18 protein-coding genes and 1 tRNA gene are annotated in these 16589 nt (G+C 63.1%); 15 read left to right on the forward strand and 4 right to left on the reverse strand.

All coding sequences use genetic code 11. The features are described from left to right. Nucleotides 1–77: 77 nt before the first annotated feature. Nucleotides 78–1682 (forward strand): RNA repair transcriptional activator RtcR, encoded by a 1605-nt coding sequence (gene rtcR, locus ACIQUG_RS29640; RefSeq protein WP_402325825.1) that lies wholly within the window; start codon nt 78–80, stop codon nt 1680–1682. Between the two features lie 126 nt (nt 1683–1808). On the opposite strand, the gene ACIQUG_RS29645 is transcribed toward rtcR, so the two are convergent. Continuing rightward, nucleotides 1809–1898: transfer RNA gene (locus ACIQUG_RS29645), tRNA-Ser, on the reverse strand. 294 nt (nt 1899–2192) lie between these two features. Between ACIQUG_RS29645 and rplU the strand changes: the two genes are divergently transcribed. The 4 genes from rplU to ACIQUG_RS29665 all read left to right on the forward strand — a co-directional run bounded on the left by rplU (nt 2193) and on the right by ACIQUG_RS29665 (nt 4210). Continuing rightward, nucleotides 2193–2567 (forward strand): 50S ribosomal protein L21, encoded by a 375-nt coding sequence (rplU, locus tag ACIQUG_RS29650; protein WP_034802644.1) that lies wholly within the window; start codon nt 2193–2195, stop codon nt 2565–2567. Between the two features lie 33 nt (nt 2568–2600). After that, the gene (gene rpmA, locus ACIQUG_RS29655; protein WP_043619976.1) at nt 2601–2870 is read left to right on the forward strand and encodes a 50S ribosomal protein L27; all 270 of its coding nucleotides are present in this window, start codon (nt 2601–2603) and stop codon (nt 2868–2870) included. A gap of 126 nt (nt 2871–2996) precedes the next feature. After that, on the forward strand, nt 2997–3629 hold the full coding sequence (locus ACIQUG_RS29660; protein WP_043619979.1) for a GNAT family N-acetyltransferase: 633 nt from the start codon (nt 2997–2999) through the stop codon (nt 3627–3629). Further along, nucleotides 3626–4210: a GNAT family N-acetyltransferase gene (locus ACIQUG_RS29665; protein WP_402325827.1), complete on the forward strand. Its 585-nt coding sequence runs from the start codon at nt 3626–3628 to the stop codon at nt 4208–4210. Before ACIQUG_RS29660 ends, ACIQUG_RS29665 begins: the two co-directional genes overlap by 4 nt. 45 nt (nt 4211–4255) lie before the next feature. Here ACIQUG_RS29665 and ACIQUG_RS29670 read toward each other — a convergent pair whose 3' ends face one another. Next, complete coding sequence (locus ACIQUG_RS29670) at nt 4256–5116, reverse strand: endonuclease/exonuclease/phosphatase family protein (RefSeq protein ID WP_402325829.1); 861 nt, start codon at nt 5114–5116, stop codon at nt 4256–4258. Nucleotides 5117–5250: 134 nt separating this feature from the next. On the opposite strand from ACIQUG_RS29670, the gene obgE reads away from it, so the two are divergent. The 10 genes from obgE (at nt 5251) to ACIQUG_RS29720 (ending at nt 15583) form a co-directional block, all read left to right on the forward strand. Next, nucleotides 5251–6273, forward strand: a complete 1023-nt coding sequence (obgE, locus tag ACIQUG_RS29675; RefSeq protein ID WP_043619985.1) for a GTPase ObgE — start codon at nt 5251–5253, stop codon at nt 6271–6273. A 1-nt stretch (nt 6274) separates the two neighbouring features. Beyond that, nucleotides 6275–7444, forward strand: a complete 1170-nt coding sequence (gene proB / locus ACIQUG_RS29680) for a glutamate 5-kinase (RefSeq protein WP_402325831.1) — start codon at nt 6275–6277, stop codon at nt 7442–7444. Beyond that, nucleotides 7437–8720, forward strand: coding sequence for a glutamate-5-semialdehyde dehydrogenase (locus tag ACIQUG_RS29685; protein ID WP_402325833.1), 1284 nt, complete (start codon nt 7437–7439; stop codon nt 8718–8720). The genes proB and ACIQUG_RS29685 overlap by 8 nt, the downstream gene beginning before the upstream one ends. Before the next feature lie 37 nt (nt 8721–8757). Continuing rightward, nucleotides 8758–9345 (forward strand): nicotinate-nucleotide adenylyltransferase, encoded by a 588-nt coding sequence (locus ACIQUG_RS29690; RefSeq protein WP_402326059.1) that lies wholly within the window; start codon nt 8758–8760, stop codon nt 9343–9345. Nucleotides 9346–9447: 102 nt separating this feature from the next. Further along, nucleotides 9448–9879 (forward strand): ribosome silencing factor, encoded by a 432-nt coding sequence (rsfS, locus tag ACIQUG_RS29695; RefSeq protein ID WP_034802667.1) that lies wholly within the window; start codon nt 9448–9450, stop codon nt 9877–9879. A gap of 317 nt (nt 9880–10196) precedes the next feature. Further along, nucleotides 10197–10679, forward strand: a complete 483-nt coding sequence (rlmH, locus tag ACIQUG_RS29700) for a 23S rRNA (pseudouridine(1915)-N(3))-methyltransferase RlmH (RefSeq protein WP_043619993.1) — start codon at nt 10197–10199, stop codon at nt 10677–10679. 159 nt (nt 10680–10838) lie between these two features. Beyond that, nucleotides 10839–12236 (forward strand): murein hydrolase activator EnvC family protein, encoded by a 1398-nt coding sequence (locus ACIQUG_RS29705; protein WP_402325836.1) that lies wholly within the window; start codon nt 10839–10841, stop codon nt 12234–12236. Continuing rightward, on the forward strand, nt 12226–13548 hold the full coding sequence (locus ACIQUG_RS29710; RefSeq protein WP_043619997.1) for a S41 family peptidase: 1323 nt from the start codon (nt 12226–12228) through the stop codon (nt 13546–13548). Before ACIQUG_RS29705 ends, ACIQUG_RS29710 begins: the two co-directional genes overlap by 11 nt. 246 nt (nt 13549–13794) lie before the next feature. After that, a complete protein-coding gene (locus tag ACIQUG_RS29715) occupies nt 13795–15009 on the forward strand; it encodes a divergent polysaccharide deacetylase family protein (RefSeq protein WP_402325837.1) in 1215 nt (404 codons plus the stop codon). 52 nt (nt 15010–15061) lie between these two features. Next, on the forward strand, nt 15062–15583 hold the full coding sequence (locus ACIQUG_RS29720; RefSeq protein WP_402325838.1) for an RNA pyrophosphohydrolase: 522 nt from the start codon (nt 15062–15064) through the stop codon (nt 15581–15583). Nucleotides 15584–15659: 76 nt separating this feature from the next. On the opposite strand, the gene bfr is transcribed toward ACIQUG_RS29720, so the two are convergent. Further along, a complete protein-coding gene (gene bfr / locus ACIQUG_RS29725) occupies nt 15660–16151 on the reverse strand; it encodes a bacterioferritin (RefSeq protein ID WP_043620003.1) in 492 nt (163 codons plus the stop codon). Then, nucleotides 16117–16428: a (2Fe-2S)-binding protein gene (locus ACIQUG_RS29730; protein ID WP_034803108.1), complete on the reverse strand. Its 312-nt coding sequence runs from the start codon at nt 16426–16428 to the stop codon at nt 16117–16119. The genes bfr and ACIQUG_RS29730 overlap by 35 nt, the downstream gene beginning before the upstream one ends. Nucleotides 16429–16589 lie beyond the last annotated feature (161 nt).

The following is a 16589-nucleotide window of genomic DNA, read 5'->3' on the forward strand; positions in this document are numbered from 1 at the left end:
TTCGACGAAAATTTGCGAAACGACGCAACGCAAGATATCTTATCCCAGAATATACGCTCTTATAAATTTGGATAATCATGAAACGTCGTGTCGTCATCAGCATCCTGGGAACCACGCTCGACATGGGCAAATGGGAGGACCGCTGGAACCGGTGGCGGCCCAATGTCGGGCTATGCCAACAGCCCGGGCTTTTCGTCGACCGACTGGAACTGATCCACGACAATCACGCCTCGCCGCTGGCCCGGCGGATCATCGGCGACATCGAAACCGTATCGCCGGCCACGCAAGTGCGCAGCAACACCATCAATTTCAGAGATCCCTGGGATTTCTCGGAGGTCTATACCAGCCTTAGGGACTTTGCCCGCAACTATGCCTTCGACCCGGATGCCGAAGACTATCTCATCAACATCACCACCGGCACGCACGTGGCGCAGATCTGCTGGTTCCTGCTCACCGAGGCCCGCATCATTCCCGCCCGACTGCTTCAACTGTCGCCACCGCGCGACCGCGAACCGGGCCAGGATTTCGCCGGCACGCACCGGATCATCGACCTGGACCTGTCGCGCTACGACGAGATCGCCAAACGCTTTGCCTCGGAACGTGAGGACGCCGCCTCTTTCCTGAAGTCGGGCATCTCGACCCGCAACGTCGCCTTCAACCGGATGATCGACGAAATCGAACGCGTGGCGATCCGCTCGACCGCGCCCGTCTTGCTGACCGGACCGACCGGCGCCGGAAAATCGCAGCTTGCCCGCCGTATCTATGAACTGAAAAAATCGGAACGGAAGGCGAGCGGCGCCTTCGTCGAAGTCAATTGTGCGACACTCAGGGGCGACCAGGCGATGTCGACCCTGTTCGGGCACGTGAAAGGTGCCTTCACGGGGGCCGCCACCGAACGGGCCGGCCTGCTCAAATCGGCGGACCAGGGCGTGCTCTTCCTCGACGAGATCGGTGAACTCGGCCTCGACGAACAGGCCATGTGCCTGCGGGCGATCGAGGAGAAACGCTTCCTGCCGGTCGGCGCGGACCGCGAAGTTTCCGCGGACTTCCAGCTTCTCGCCGGCACGAACCGCGACCTCGGCGTGGAGGTCGCCAAGGGAAGGTTCCGCGAAGACCTCTATGCGCGCCTCAATCTCTGGACATTTCGACTGCCGGCCCTGCGCGAACGGCGGGAGGACATAGAGCCCAATCTGGAGTTCGAACTGAAACGCTTTCTCGAACGCGAGGGCGAGAACATCACCTTCAACAAGGAAGCCCGCGAACGCTATCTGGCCTTTGCAACCGGGCCTCAGGGCGTCTGGAACGCCAATTTCCGCGACCTCTCGGCCTCCGTCACCCGGATGGCGACGCTGGCGCCACACGGACGCATCACGACTGACGTCGTCGATGACGAAGTCCAACGCCTGAACGCGTTCTGGCACACGTCGTCGGTCAAGGACGCAGACGATGCGACCCTTCAGGACCTGCTCGGCACGGAAGCCGCCGCCCGCCTCGACCGCTTCGACGCAGTCCAACTCTCCGCCGTCATCCACGCCTGCCGCGAGCACCCGACGCTCAGCGCCGCCGGCCGCGCCCTGTTCGCTCAGTCACGGCTGGAAAAGAAAAGCAGCAACGACGCCGACCGCCTGAGCAAATACCTGGCGCGCTTCGACATCAGATTCGACGACATAAGACGGAGCTAGGTGGTTGCGGAGGAAACGTCACGGCGCCCGCAGTCAAGCGGGCGGCAGACCAGCGAGAACGACATATTCAAGAACAAAGGAGATTGCCGCAGAGGCATCAAAAAACTCCGAAACCGGAGTTCAGCATGGCGGAGAGGGTGGGATTCGAACCCACGGTACGGTTGCCCGTACGCCGCATTTCGAGTGCGGTGCTTTCGACCACTCAGCCACCTCTCCGCTTTGCTGGTCGGCGCTTGTTCGGCGCGGTCGGGTTCATAGCGGCAGATTCGGGTGCTGGCAAGGGCCTTGTTTGAAGAATATGTAACGGCCCCGTTGCTTTCGCCTTGACACACCTGTGCAAATCCTTGTAATCCGCGCAATGAAGTGGTGTGGCCTAGCTCACCGCATCGGGTGTGATTTGCGCCCATTCACCGGTGGATATCCGAAAAGGAGATCCACTCAACTGTCGACTGAGAAAAAGACGGCCTTGTCTTCGGGCAGAGAGCCGGATCGAACATGAAAGGATAAAAAATGTTCGCAGTCATCAAGACCGGCGGTAAGCAGTACCGCGTGGCCGCCAACGACGTCCTCACCATCGAAAAGCTGGAAGGCGTTGCAGGCGACAAGATCGAATTCACCGAGATCCTGATGGTCGGCGTTGGCGCCGATGCAACCATCGGTGCTCCGTTCGTTGAAGGCGCCGTAGTCAGCGCTGAAGTTGTTGAGCAGGGTCGCGCCAAGAAGGTCATCGCCTTCAAGAAGCGTCGCCGCCAGAACTCCAAGCGCTCGCGCGGTCACCGCCAGCACCAGACGACCGTCCGCATCCTGGACATCGCTGCTGCCGGTGGCAAGGCAAAGAAGGCTTCGAAGAAGTCTGAAGCTGCCGCTGAAGCCGCTGCAAACTGAGTTCCTGGATCTAAGGTTTAAAGGAGAACACCAATGGCACACAAAAAAGCTGGCGGTTCGTCGCGTAACGGTCGCGATTCTGAGTCCAAGCGCCTTGGCGTGAAGAAGTTCGGCGGCGAGCAGGTCATCGCCGGCAACATTATTCTGCGTCAGCGCGGCACCAAGTGGCATCCGGGCGCCAATGTCGGCCTCGGTAAGGACCACACGATTTTTGCACTTACGGCCGGCAACGTGAACTTCCGTACGAAGGCCAATGGCCGCGTGTACGTGTCTGTAATGCCGAAAGCCGAAGCAGCGGAATAAGCCGGTAGCGCTCTAAAACAGCCGGCGTCTCATCGACCCGGCTGACGCACCTGATGGTTCCAAGCCAGACTTCAAAGGGGAGATGGGGCAATACCCAACTCCCCTTTTTCGTTTCTGGAGGAAACCATGCAAACCGAGTTGTTGAGGGAAGACCAATCCCGGTCTCCCGAGCAGAGGCTGCGGCCCCAACGGTCAAGGACCGATTGCCCGATATTGTTGTCACCCCGGCTCGTTCTGCGCGCCCCCCATGAAGACGATATCGACGCCCTTGCCCATCTTGCCAACAATGCCAATGTCGCGACCATGGTCTCGCGCATGCCGCACCCGTATACGACGGCCGACGCCGCCGACTTCGTGCGACGCGCGAAAGCCGGCACGATTGGCAAGTGCGTCTACGCGATTACCAAAGCGGACAATGGCGCATTTCTCGGCTGCTGCGGTATCGAACCGCATCCCGACGGCAAGACGGCGGAACTCGGCTACTGGCTGGGCGAGCCTTACTGGAACCAGGGTTATGCCACCGAGGCGGCCCAGGTCCTGACCGACATGGCCTTCCGCACCCGTGATATCGACCAGATCGATGCGCGCTGCCGCGTCATGAACCTCGCGTCGCGCCGAGTCATCCAGAAGTGCGGCTTCCAGTTCCAGGGAAGCGGCATGGTCGGCAGCCTGGCGCTCGGCGGCTCGATTTCAGTCGAATGGTACCGGCTCGACCGCAAGACCTGGGTCTCCTTGAGAAGCTGGGGAGGCATGCGATGAACGCGCTCGCTTCCGAACGCCAGCGGGTCGTTGCCCGCCCCGGTCCCGGCCCCTGCCCGATCATAGAGACCAAGCGCCTGGTCCTGCGCCCGCACCGACGGAACGACGCCGAGGCGATCGCCCAGTCGCTCGGCGATTTCCAGGTGGCGCGCATGCTTGCGCGCGTGCCCGCGCCCTACGATCAGCAGGACGCACTCGACTGGCTGACGGCGCAGACCTCGGGGCTGACGCCCGACTGGACCTTCGCCGTCACCACCGGCGACGACGTGCATATCGGCTGTGTCGGCATCGAGCTCCGCCACGGCCAATGGCATGTCGGCTACTGGCTGAACCGCTTCTACTGGGGCAAGGGCTTTGCCTCGGAGGCGGCCTATGCGGCCGTCGAGCGCTTCTTCCGCCGCATGCCCGAAACGACCCTGCATTCCGGCGTCTTTGCCGACAATCCGGGATCGCTGAAGGTGCAGGAGAAGATCGGCTTCCAGATCACCGGCTGCACCCAGGTCTATGCGCTCGCGCGCAACGCCATGGTCGCCCATATCGAGACGCGGCTGACCGCCGCGGATCTGCGCCGTCCGCACTAAAGAAGAACATCCCCGCGATGCTCGGGCTTCGCGGGGACTTTTTTGTCATGCGAGCGTGAAACCGACAGGCAGGTGGTCGGAACCCTTGGCCTCATAGTCGGTCCAGGCATCGGAGAGACGGGACGCAAGGCCCGCGCTTACGAAACAATAGTCGAGATGCATGCGTTTTTCGGGGTTTTCCGGATGGATCCAGCTATAGCTTTCAGGCGTCAGGCGGCCGAGATGGGCGAGCGCATCGACAGGATTTTCAAGCCGCAGCGAGCGGCCGTAGTAGGCGTCGCGCGAGCCCACCATGGCGCAATACTCCGGCGTCTCCGGCTCCATGTTGAAATCGCCCATGACGACGAAGTCCTCCGGATGCGGTGGCTCGGCCATACCAAAGTCGGCCGCCCCGGTGATCGCCCCGCCCTCGAGCGGATAACCGAGCAGGCGGTCCTTCAGGTAGCGGATCTGGGCGATGCGCTCGGCCGGAAGCACATGATCGAGATGCACGGAATAGACCCGCAGTGGTCCGCCGGGCGTTGCGATCAGCGCTTCGGTCGCGCCACGCTGCAGGTTCATCGGACTGATCGTGCGGGTGCGCGGCAAGGGGATGAGCCTCGTCGCAAGGATTGGCCAGCGCGACAGGATCATGTTGCCGAACTGGAAGCGGCGGCTGACGGCGCGTCCATCCTCGATCGCCGAACCGACGTCGATGTCGCAGGGCGCATGGAAGGCGGAGAAATGGCCCGGAAACAGCTTTTCGAAGCGGGTGACGAGATCGACATGGCCGTTGCGGTGAAAGCCACGCGTCACTTCCTGAAGCGCAATGATGTCGGCGTCCCCGATCGAAGCGGCGATACGTTCGGGATCAAAGCGGCCGTCGAGGCCGATGCCGTATTGGATGTTGTAGCTGACGAACCGCACGATATTCTTTGACCTCCGAATAAACCGCCTATATCGATGGCGGCAAATTACAGCGCCGCGCATCCTTTAGGACCTGCAAGGTCGCTGTAACACTTTCTAAGACCGCGCACTTACACCGAACAGATGGCAGCCCAATGAAATTTCTCGACGAAACGAAAGTCTATATCCGCTCCGGCGACGGTGGCGCAGGCGCCGTCTCGTTCCGGCGCGAGAAGTTCATCGAGTTCGGCGGACCGGACGGCGGCGACGGCGGCCGTGGCGGAGATGTCTGGGTGGAGGCCGTCAACGGCCTCAACACCCTCATCGACTTCCGCTACCAGCAGCACTTCAAGGCCAAGACCGGCCAGCACGGCATGGGCCGCAACCGCACCGGCGCCGGCGGCGACGACGTGACGCTGAAGGTGCCGGTCGGCACCCAGATCTTCGAAGAAGACAACGAGACCCTGATCGTCGACATGGTCGCTGAAGGCCAGCGCTACCGGTTGGCCGCCGGCGGCAACGGCGGCTTCGGCAACGCTCATTTCAGGTCTTCGACCAACCAGGCGCCGAACTGGGCCAACCCCGGCCTCGAAGGTGACGAGAAGACGCTGTGGCTGCGGCTGAAGCTGATCGCCGATGCCGGTCTCGTCGGCCTGCCGAACGCCGGCAAGTCGACCTTCCTTGCTGCCTGCACCCGCGCGCGGCCGAAGATCGCCAACTATCCGTTCACGACGCTGCATCCCAATCTCGGCGTCGCCACCATCGACGGCAACGAATTCATCATCGCCGACATTCCGGGCCTCATCGAAGGCGCGCATGAAGGTGTGGGCATCGGCGACCGCTTCCTCGGCCATGTCGAGCGCACCCGCGTGCTGTTGCACCTCGTCTCCGCCCAGGAAGAAGATGTCGCCAAGGCCTATAAGACCGTCAGGCACGAGCTCGAAGCCTATGGCGGCGGCCTCGAAGACAAGCCGCAGATCGTGGCGCTGTCGCAGATCGACGTGCTCGACGAGGACGAACTGAAGGTGAAGGCCAAGGCACTGGCGAAGGCCTGTGGAGAGCAGCCCCTGCTGCTGTCCGCCGCGGTCGGCAAGGGCATGACCGAAGCGTTGCGGGCATTGCGCAGTGTCATCGTCGCCGCCAAGGCCGGTGAAGGCTTCGGCGAGGAGAACCTCTGAGATGACCAAGACCCGCAAGCCGCTTTTGAAGTATCGCCGGGTCGTCATCAAGATCGGGTCGGCATTGCTGGTCGACCGCGCCACCGGGCTGAAGAAAGCCTGGCTCGACGCCATGTGCGCTGACATCGCCGGCCTCAAGGCCAAGGGCGTCGAAGTGCTGGTCGTCTCCTCGGGCGCAATCGCGCTCGGCCGCACCGTACTCAACCTGCCGGCAGGTGCGCTAAAGCTGGAGGAGAGTCAGGCCGCCGCCGCCGTCGGCCAGATTGCGCTGGCGCGCGCCTGGTCGGAGAGCCTTTCGACCGACGCCATCGTCGCCGGCCAGGTGCTTTTGACGCTGGGCGACACCGAAGAACGCCGCCGGTATTTGAACGCCCGCGCCACCATCAACCAGTTGCTGAAGCTCGGCGCCGTGCCGATCATCAACGAGAACGATACGGTCGCCACCACGGAAATCCGCTATGGCGACAACGATCGCCTCGCCGCCCGCGTCGCCACCATGGTCGGCGCCGATTTGCTGGTGCTGCTCTCCGATATCGATGGGCTCTACACGGCCCCGCCGCATCTCGACCCCAACGCCCGCTTCCTCGAAACGATCGCCGAGATCACGCCCGAAATCGAGGCGATGGCCGGCGGTGCGGCATCCGAGCTTTCGCGCGGCGGCATGCGCACCAAGATCGACGCCGGCAAGATCGCCACGACCGCCGGCTGCGCCATGATCATCGCGTCGGGCAAGCCCGACCATCCGCTTGCGGCGATCGAAGACGGTGCCCGCTCGTCCTGGTTCGCACCATCAGGTTCGCCGGTGACCGCGCGCAAGACCTGGATTGCCGGGCAATTGCTGCCGGCCGGAACGCTCCGCGTCGATGCCGGCGCCGAAGAGGCGCTGCGCTCTGGCAAGAGCCTGCTGCCCGCCGGCGTCCGTGACGTGACGGGCAGCTTCAGCCGCGGCGACACGATCGCCATTCTCGGCACCTCCGGCCGCGAGATCGCCCGTGGTCTTGCCGGCTACGATGCCGACGAGGCCCGCCAGATCGCCGGCAAGAAATCGGCCGAGATCGCCGCGATCCTCGGCTATGCCGGCCGCGCCGCCATGGTGCACCGCGACGACATGGTGATGACCGGAAAACGCGCTGAGGCCGAGAGCAGCCGGAAGGATGAAGTCCATGCTTGACGAGGTGAAGAACAGGCAAGACGTCGAAAGCGTCATGCTGGAGATCGGCCGCAACGCCAAGGCCGCCAGCCGACCACTCGCCATCGCCAGCGCCGAACGCAAGCATGCCGCCCTGATCGCCATGGCCGACGCGGTGGTCGCCCGCACGGACGCGATCCTGGCCGCTAATGCGATCGACCTTGAAAACGCCCGCGAAAGCGGCGTCGCCGCCTCTTTCATCGACCGCCTGACGCTGAGCGAAAGCCGCATCCGCGACATGGCGAACGGCATTCGTGCGATTGCCGAGTTCAAGGATCCGGTGGGCGACGTGATTGCCGAATGGGATCGCCCGAACGGACTGCATATCGAGCGCGTGCGCACGCCGCTCGGCGTCATCGGCGTCATCTATGAAAGCCGGCCCAATGTGACGGCTGACGCCGGCGCGCTCTGCCTCAAGGCCGGCAATGCCGTGATCTTGCGCGGCGGCTCCGACAGCTTCCATTCCTCGGGCGCGATCCACGCCTGCCTGGTCGAGGGGCTGAAGGCTGCCGGTCTGCCCGAACACGCGATCCAGATGGTGCCGGTCGCCGACCGCGCCGCCGTCGGCGCCATGCTTTCGGGTCTTGGCGGCACGATCGACCTCATCGTTCCCCGCGGCGGCAAGAGCCTGGTGGCTCGCGTCCAGAACGAGGCGCGCGTGCCGGTCTTTGCCCATCTCGAAGGACTCTGCCACATCTATGTCGACGCCTCGGCCGATCTCGCCATGGCGGAGAAGATCGTCGTCAATGCCAAGATGCGCCGCACCGGTATCTGCGGTGCTGCCGAAACGCTGCTGATCGACCGCAACGACGCCGACCGGCTGGTCAAGCCGTTGCTGAACGCGCTGTTGGCAGCGGGCTGCGAAGTGCGCGTCTCCGACGAACTCGCAGGCACCGTCGACGGATTGAAGGCCGCCAGGGACGAGGACTGGGCCACGGAATATCTCGACGCCATCATCTCGGTGAAGCTGGTCGACGGGATCTCGGGCGCGATCGAACACATCACCACCTGGTCGTCGGCGCATACGGAAGCGGTGATTGCCGAAGACCCGCAGGTCGTCGAGCGCTTCTTCTCGGAAATCGATTCCGCGATCCTCTTGCACAACGCCTCGACCCAGTTTGCCGATGGCGGCGAATTCGGCATGGGCGGCGAGATCGGCATCGCCACGGGCAAGATGCATGCGCGCGGCCCGGTCGGCGTCGAACAGTTGACCTCCTTCAAGTATCGGGTGCGTGGTGCTGGACAGGTCAGGCCCTGAGGTGACGGCGGGCAAGGTCAACGCCCGCTATCTGCGCATGCCCCATGTCGAAGACGGCATGGTGGTCGGCCTTTTCGGCGGATCCTTCAATCCGCCGCACGAAGGCCATGTGCTTGTTGCCGACACAGCGATCCAGCGGCTCGGGCTCGACCAGCTCTGGTGGATGGTCACACCCGGCAATCCGCTGAAAGACCACAACAATCTCGCGCCGCTTGCCGACCGAATCGCCATGAGCGAGAAGATCGCGCGTAACCCGCGCATCAAGGTGACCGCTTTCGAAAAGGCGCTTGGGCAGAGCTATACCGCCCGCACGCTCGAGATCGTGCAGGCGCGAAACCGCGACATTCGCTTCGTCTGGATCATGGGCGCCGACAACCTGAAAAGTTTCCACCGCTGGCAGAACTGGCAGAAGATCGCCCGCACCTTCCCGATCGCCGTCATTGATCGGCCGGGCTCGACGCTCGCCTATCTCTCCTCGCGCATGGCGAAAACCTTCGACTATGCCCGCATCGACGAGGACGATGCGCGGCGCCTCCCCTTCCACCGCGCGCCCGCCTGGACCTTCATCCATGGACCGCGCTCATCGATGAGTTCGACGGCGCTGCGCGCCGCCGGTGGAGTATGATTTCCTAGGATTCAGTTCTGCTGTCTTGAAACAGCTACGGTTTGATGCCTACATTCATGGACGGTTCGATCTTTGTTCGAATCGAAAGTGCCTGTTCTGTTCATGTGGAAAGGAAAGACCCTGACAACAGCACACGCCAAGGGATATGCGGTTACCGCATTCCCGCGCAGCACGGGATCTAGCGACGAAGCCGCTGTCCGTGCGCTTCAACTGGTCCTCGAGAGCCTAGAGGACTCGAAGGCAGAAGATATCGTCAGCATCAACATTGCCGGTAAGTCGGCGCTGGGAGACTTCATGGTCGTTGTCTCCGGGCGATCGAACAGGCATGTGATGGCCATAGCCGATCACCTGACGACCGACTTGAAAGACGGGGGCTTTGGCAATGCCCGTGTCGAAGGTCTGGAAGGTGGTGACTGGGTGCTGATCGACACCGGTGATGTGATCGTTCACATCTTCCGGCCGGAAATCCGGGAGTTCTACAACATCGAGAAGATGTGGGCGGCTCCCGAGATCGAGGACGGCACCTTGCATTGAGACCGACCGGGTCGCCGCGCAGCTAAATGCCGGACGAGCCGAGTTGCGGTCATGCATGAATGTGAAGGGCTGGCGCCGCCTCGGGCGGCGTTGTCAGCCGGATGTTTGTTGCGACTGATCGTAACTTTCAGGCCCGTCAACCGGACAAGGCGCGCAGCGGCGCTGCAAGGCTCCAGGAACGCGGCATAAGATTCTCCTTGAATCGACCCGATTTCAGGAACTATGCAGTGCGCGTTGCAGCACTACAGCGCCGCGCGTCTTATCGGACGCGCAAAGAACGCTGAAGGAAACATGCAGTAGCGAGGACGGACAAGGTCATGCGTATCGGACTTTTCGCAGTCGGCCGCCTCAAGGCGGGGCCGGAAAAGGATCTTGCGGCCCGTTATCTCGATCGCTTCTCCAAGGCCGGTCCAGCGATCGGGCTTGAGCTTTCCCGCGTCGTCGAAGTCAACGAAAGCCGCGCTTCGAACGCCGAGACGCGCAAACGCGAGGAAGCCGCACAGCTCGAAAAGGCGCTGGCCGAAGGCAGCCTGCTCGTGCTTCTGGACGAACGCGGCAAGGCGCTGGATTCGGAAGGCTTCGCATCGCTTCTCGGAACGTTCCGCGACAGCGGCAAGCGCGACCTGATGGTCGCGATCGGTGGCGCCGATGGCCTCGATCCGAGCCTCCACGCCCGCGCCGATGCGGTGCTCAACCTTGGAAAGATGACCTGGCCGCACCAGCTCGTGCGCATCCTGATCGCCGAACAGCTCTACCGCGCCGTCACCATTCTCTCCGGTCACCCCTATCATCGGGTCTGAAGCGACGGGACTGCCGTGCCGGATTCCCCACCCGCTACACGCGGCGATAACGAGAATATGCTTGGTCGTGCGCGCCAAATCAGATTAGGTTTTTTCCTCATATTTTCGGATGGACGTACGCAACGGATGACGCCCCGAGGCAGGACCAGCGTTTTCGGCATGGGAAGAGACGACGCAGGACGGCTTGCCCGTAAAGCGGCGGCCTTTGCGCTTGCGCTTGCAATCGGCCTGCCGGCGAGCGCCCAGGAGGCCACGCCGCCCCCCGCCGCCACGACCGGTCAGGAACAGGGGCCACCCGACCCCGCCGCCGACCTCACGCTTCGCCGCAACAGCACGCGCAGCGAACTGGATGCGCTGTCGAAGACCATTACGCTTTCCCAGGAGCGCGCCAATGCGCTGACGGAAACCATTGCCGAGATCGACAAGACCAACGAGGCGCTGCGCGCCGCGATCGTCGAGTCCGCGAAGAAGCGCCAGGATCTCGAGCAGCAGATCGTCGACGGCGAGAAGAAGCTGAGCGACCTGAGAACCAAGGAAGATACGGTCCGCCGCTCGCTGCGCTCCCGCCGCGGTGTGCTTGCCGAGGTGCTCGCCGCTTTGCAGCGGATGGGGCGCAACCCGCCACCGGCGATCCTGGTGACGCCCGAGGATGCGCTCGGCTCCGTGCGCAGCGCCATCCTGCTTGGCGCCGTCGTGCCCGGCCTGCGCAAGGAAACCGAGAACCTGGTGGCCGACCTCAAGGCGCTCGCCGATATCCGCGCCGGCATCGACCGGCAGCGCGAAGACCTGACGGCGGCAATGACCGCCAATGTCGAGGAAGAGCGCCGCATGTCGATGCTGGTCGCCGAGAAGGAGAAGCTGCGTCAGTCGAGCGCCACCGAGCTTGCCGCCGAACAGCGCAAGGCGCAGGAGCTTGCCTCGCAGGCGACCAATCTCCAGGGCCTGATCGGCTCGCTCGAGGATCAGATCTCCTCCGTTCGCGAGGCCGCCGAGGCGGCGCGCGCGCAGGAGGAAGAACGCCGGCGCATGAGCGAGGCCGAGCGCGAAGCGGCGCGGGAACTGGCCCGCAACGCGGTGCCTGACAAAAACCGCATTGCGCCCGCATATGTGTTTTCGGAGCTGAGGAACAAGCTTGCCTATCCGGCTGCGGGATCGCTGTTGCGCAAATTCGGCGATGCAGACGGCACGGGGCACTCCCTGCAAGGGATCATGTTGGAAACCAATCCCGGCGCGCTGGTGACCGCGCCGTCAGATGGCTGGATCGTCTATGCAGGCAATTTCCGCAGTTATGGACAGATGATCATTCTCAACCCGGGCGACGGCTATCATGTCGTGCTTTCGGGGATGGAGAAGGTGAGCGTACAGACTGGGCAGTTCGTCGTGGCCGGAGAACCGCTGGCGACGATGGGCGCAAAAAGAGTGGCGAGCGCTGCGGCCTTGGCGCTGGAAACGGACCGGCCGACGCTTTACATTGAATTCCGAAAAGACGGAAAACCGGTTGATTCCCGACCTTGGTGGACCGCAGCAGAGGTTGGAAAGGCGCGAAATGATACGTAGGGCTTCACTTGTTCTGGTCGGGGCGCTGATGGGCGCGACCGCGATGGGCGTCGTTTATTCGGCTGTCGTTCCGGCCGTCGCTGCCAACACCTCGACCTACCGCGAACTGGCAATCTTCGGCGACGTGTTCGAACGCGTGCGGGCGCAATACGTGACGCCGCCGCAGGACGACAAGCTGATCGAGAACGCCATCAACGGCATGCTTTCCTCGCTCGATCCGCATTCGAGCTACATGAACTCGGCTGACGCCGAGGACATGCGCACCCAGACCCGCGGTGAATTCGGCGGCCTCGGCATCGAAGTGACGATGGAAGACGACCTCGTCAAGGTCACGAGCCCGATCGACGACACGCCCGCAGCGCGCGCTGGCGTGCTTGCCGGCGACTTCATTTCCAAGATCGACGGCGCGGACGTTCGCGGCCTGAAGCTCGAGGACGCGGTCGAAAAGATGCGCGGCGCCATCGGCACCCCGATCAAGCTGACGATCCTGCGCAAGGGCGCGGACAAGCCGATCGAACTGACGATCGTCCGCGACGTCATCGCCGTTCGCGCGGTCAAGTTCCGCACCGAAGGCGACGTCGGCTACCTGCGCGTCATATCCTTCACTGAAAAGACCTATGACGACCTGAAGAAGGGCATCGAGAAGATCAAGGCGGAAGTGCCGGCCGACAAGCTGAAGGGCTACGTGCTCGACCTGCGCCTCAACCCGGGCGGTCTGCTCGACCAGGCGATCAACGTCTCCGACGCCTTCCTGGAGCGCGGCGAAGTCGTTTCGACCCGCGGCCGCAACCCGGACGAGACCCGCCGCTTCAACGCCACGCCGGGCGACCTGACCGATGGCAAGCCGGTGATCGTGCTGGTCAACGGCGGCTCTGCCTCCGCGTCGGAAATCGTCGCCGGCGCCCTGCAGGACCTGAAGCGCGCAACCGTGCTCGGCACCCGCTCCTTCGGCAAGGGTTCGGTCCAGACGATCATCCCGCTCGGCGAAGCCGGTGCGCTGCGTCTGACGACCGCGCTCTACTACACGCCGTCAGGCAAATCGATCCAGGGCACGGGCATCACGCCCGACATCAAGGTCGAACAGCCGCTTCCGCCGGAACTGCTCGGCAAGGTCGAGGCTCAGGGCGAGTCCGATCTGCGCGGCCACATCCAGGGCCAGAGCGAGACCGACGAAGGCTCCGGCTCGGTCGCCTATGTTCCGCCGGAAACCAAGGACGACCTGCAGCTGAACTACGCGCTCGACCTTCTGCGCGGCAAGAAGACGGACCCGTCCTTCCCGGCGAGCCCCGAACAGGCGCAGCTGAAGAAGTAAGCCTGACAGACACGAAACAAGGCGCCGCATGTTCACCCGAACATGCGGCGCTTTGCGTTTGGCCCCAAAGCTGGGCCGGCCGATGCACTGGTCAAGCCTTCGCCACTAAATTATAGGGTTAGCAAGCGCTGCCGCGGCCACTGATTCTTCGAAGGCATACGGCGTGCGACGGGAGAGGATCGGCACGCGTCCTGGCGCCGGCCTCACTCCAGCGGCAACATCCCACAGCTCGACCGAGGCTCCGTTTTGGGAACTGATCTCAATGCACCGCTCGGCCAGAACCGGCGGGCTAAGCCAGCGTCGAAGCGCAATCCCCGGCGGCTGCTCGGGTTTTCTCTTGCCGGCCTTTGCATCGCCGCGGTGATTGGCCTTTCCGCCTGGAACACGCTTTCGCCGGACGGTTTGCGGCGTGATTCCGGCTTGCCGATCGCAACCGCCGAGAAGGCGAAGAGCCCGGGCGACAAGGCATCCAATCCGGAAAGCGGCCGGACGGGCGTCGGCTCCGGAACGATGACGCCGGGAACGGCCTATTCCGGCGCCGATGTCGAGCACACGCTCACCGATGACGGCTCCACCGTCACCACATTCTCGCCGCGCAGCCGCGACGGCAAGGGTCCGGCGCTGATCAATGTCGGTCCGATCCGCGGCCAGGATCCGCGCATGGCGGCGATGCCCAATGACGACCTGCTGGAAGAAAGCCCCGCCGGGCGCCTGCCGATCATCGGCCCCGACGGTCTGCGGCCGCTCGATCAATATGCACGCCCCTGGTCGGGTGCGCGCGGCACGCGCATCGCACTTGTCGTCGGCGGGCTCGGCCTCAGCCAGACGGGAACCCAGAAGGCGATCCGCGACCTGCCGGGCGAGGTGACACTCGGCTTTGCCACCGCCGGAAACAGCCTGCAGCGCTGGATGCAGGAAGCGCGTCGGAGCGGCCACGAGATCCTGCTGCAATTGCCGATGGAGCCGTTCGACTATCCGGCCAACGATCCCGGCCCCAATGCGCTGCGCGTCGGCCTCAGCGAAAAGAAGAACCTCGCGGAACTGCACCGTAACCTCGCCGAGATCACCAACTATACCGGCGTCATGAATTATCTTGGCGGCCGCTTCCTGTCCGATGCCGATGCGCTGGAGCCGGTCATGCGCGATCTCGGCAAGCGCGGCCTGCTGTTCCTCGACGACGGGACCTCGGCGCAATCGCTCTCCGGCAAGCTTGCCGGCGCCTTCGACGTGCCGCACGGCTTTGCCGACCTGACGCTCGACAGCGAACTCAGCCGCGGCGCGATCCTGCGCAAGCTCGACGAACTCGAGCGCATCGCGCGCCGCAACGGGACGGCCATCGGCGTCGCTTCCGCCTTTGACGAAAGCGTCGGCGCGATTGCCTCCTGGGTCAGCGAGGCGCAGGCCCGCGGCATCGAGATCGTCGGCGTTTCCGCGCTCGTCAAGGATCCGCAACAGAACTAGCTTAAAGCCGTCCCGACGGGACCAATCGACGTTTGCAAAGAAGAGGCAGCCGATGAGCAAGGACAAGAAACTGAAGGCGGACGACCTTCCCTATCGCCCCTGTGTGGGCGTGATGGTGCTGAACCGGTCGGGCCTTGTCTGGGCCGGCCATCGCATCGCCGTCGGCAATTCCGAATATGACGGTTCGCCGCAGCAATGGCAGATGCCGCAAGGCGGCATCGACAAGGGCGAGGATCCGCTGAAGGCGGCCTATCGCGAGCTTTACGAAGAGACCGGCATGAGCACCGTCTCGCTGCTTGCGGAAGCGCCCGGTTGGATCAACTACGATCTGCCCGAACACCTGATCGGCATCGGCCTCAAGGGCAAGTATCGTGGCCAGACCCAGCGCTGGTATGCCTTCCGCTTCGAAGGCGAGGAAAACGAGATCGCCATCAACCCGCCGCCGGGCGGGCACGAACCGGAGTTCGACGCCTGGGAATGGAAACCGATGCGCGACCTGCCGGAGCTGATCGTGCCGTTCAAGCGCAAGGTCTACGAGGAAGTGGTCGCAGCTTTCACGCATCTGGCGCCGTGAACCGGCGCTGCGCGCTCCTGAAACGACAAAGGCCGGCGAGATCGCCGGCCTTTGTATTTCTAGGCTTTCACCAGGCTCAGTCGGCTTCGGCCTCGTTGGCAGGTGACGCATTGAGCTGGCCGTACTTCTCTTCGCCGATCTTGTCGAGCAGCTCGAGCTGGGTTTCGAGGAAGTCGATATGGCCTTCCTCGTCAGCGAGCAGCTCTTCGAAGAGCTTCATGGAGACATAGTCTCCGGCGGCATGACAGATGTCGCGGGATTTCTTGTAGGCGGTGCGGGCGTCGTATTCGCCGGCGAGGTCCGCCTTCAGCACTTCCTTGACGTTCTGGCCGATGCGCAGCGGCGCAACCGTCTGCAGGTTGGGATGGCCTTCAAGGAAGATGATGCGCGCGACGAGCTTGTCGGCATGCTGCATCTCCTCGATGGATTCGGCCCGCTCCTTCTTGGCGAGAAGCGTATAGCCCCAGTCTTCGAGGAGGCGGTAATGCAGCCAATACTGGTTGACGGCACCGAGTTCGAGATAGAGCGCTTCGTTAAGCTGCTCGATGACTTTTTTGTCGCCTTTCAAGATCCGCCCTCCGGTTGTCGTCGTGGAATTGTCTGAGGCGGGTCATGAAATCAAATATCTCTGCGTCCGTCGAGTCGCGGTGCGCGTGATATTGCTCGGTGGTGCGGATGATGATGTCGACGACATTGGGGAAACAGCCGCAGCAACGGCCACGTTTTTCCATCGCGTGGTAGACTTTCGCCGGCACGATCAGCTGCCAACAGTCCTCGTCGAGGAGACCAATGATCGTGTCCTCGATCTCTTTTTCCGTGATGAAATTGCAGCTGCAAACCAGCATGTCGTCTCGCCTGTCGTACGCAACGCCCTGTATCAGCGCATAAAGCAAAACAGGACATTTAGTGTCAACTAAAAACTCCGCGAGCGGAAGTTGCGGGTGGATTAGAACGACTCTAAACTTGACAAAAAACTTCGCCTTTTCAGAATTTTAGAGATTCCTGA

The sequence above is a fragment of the Ensifer sp. NPDC090286 genome, from assembly GCF_044769565.1.
Lineage (GTDB): Bacteria > Pseudomonadota > Alphaproteobacteria > Rhizobiales > Rhizobiaceae > Ensifer.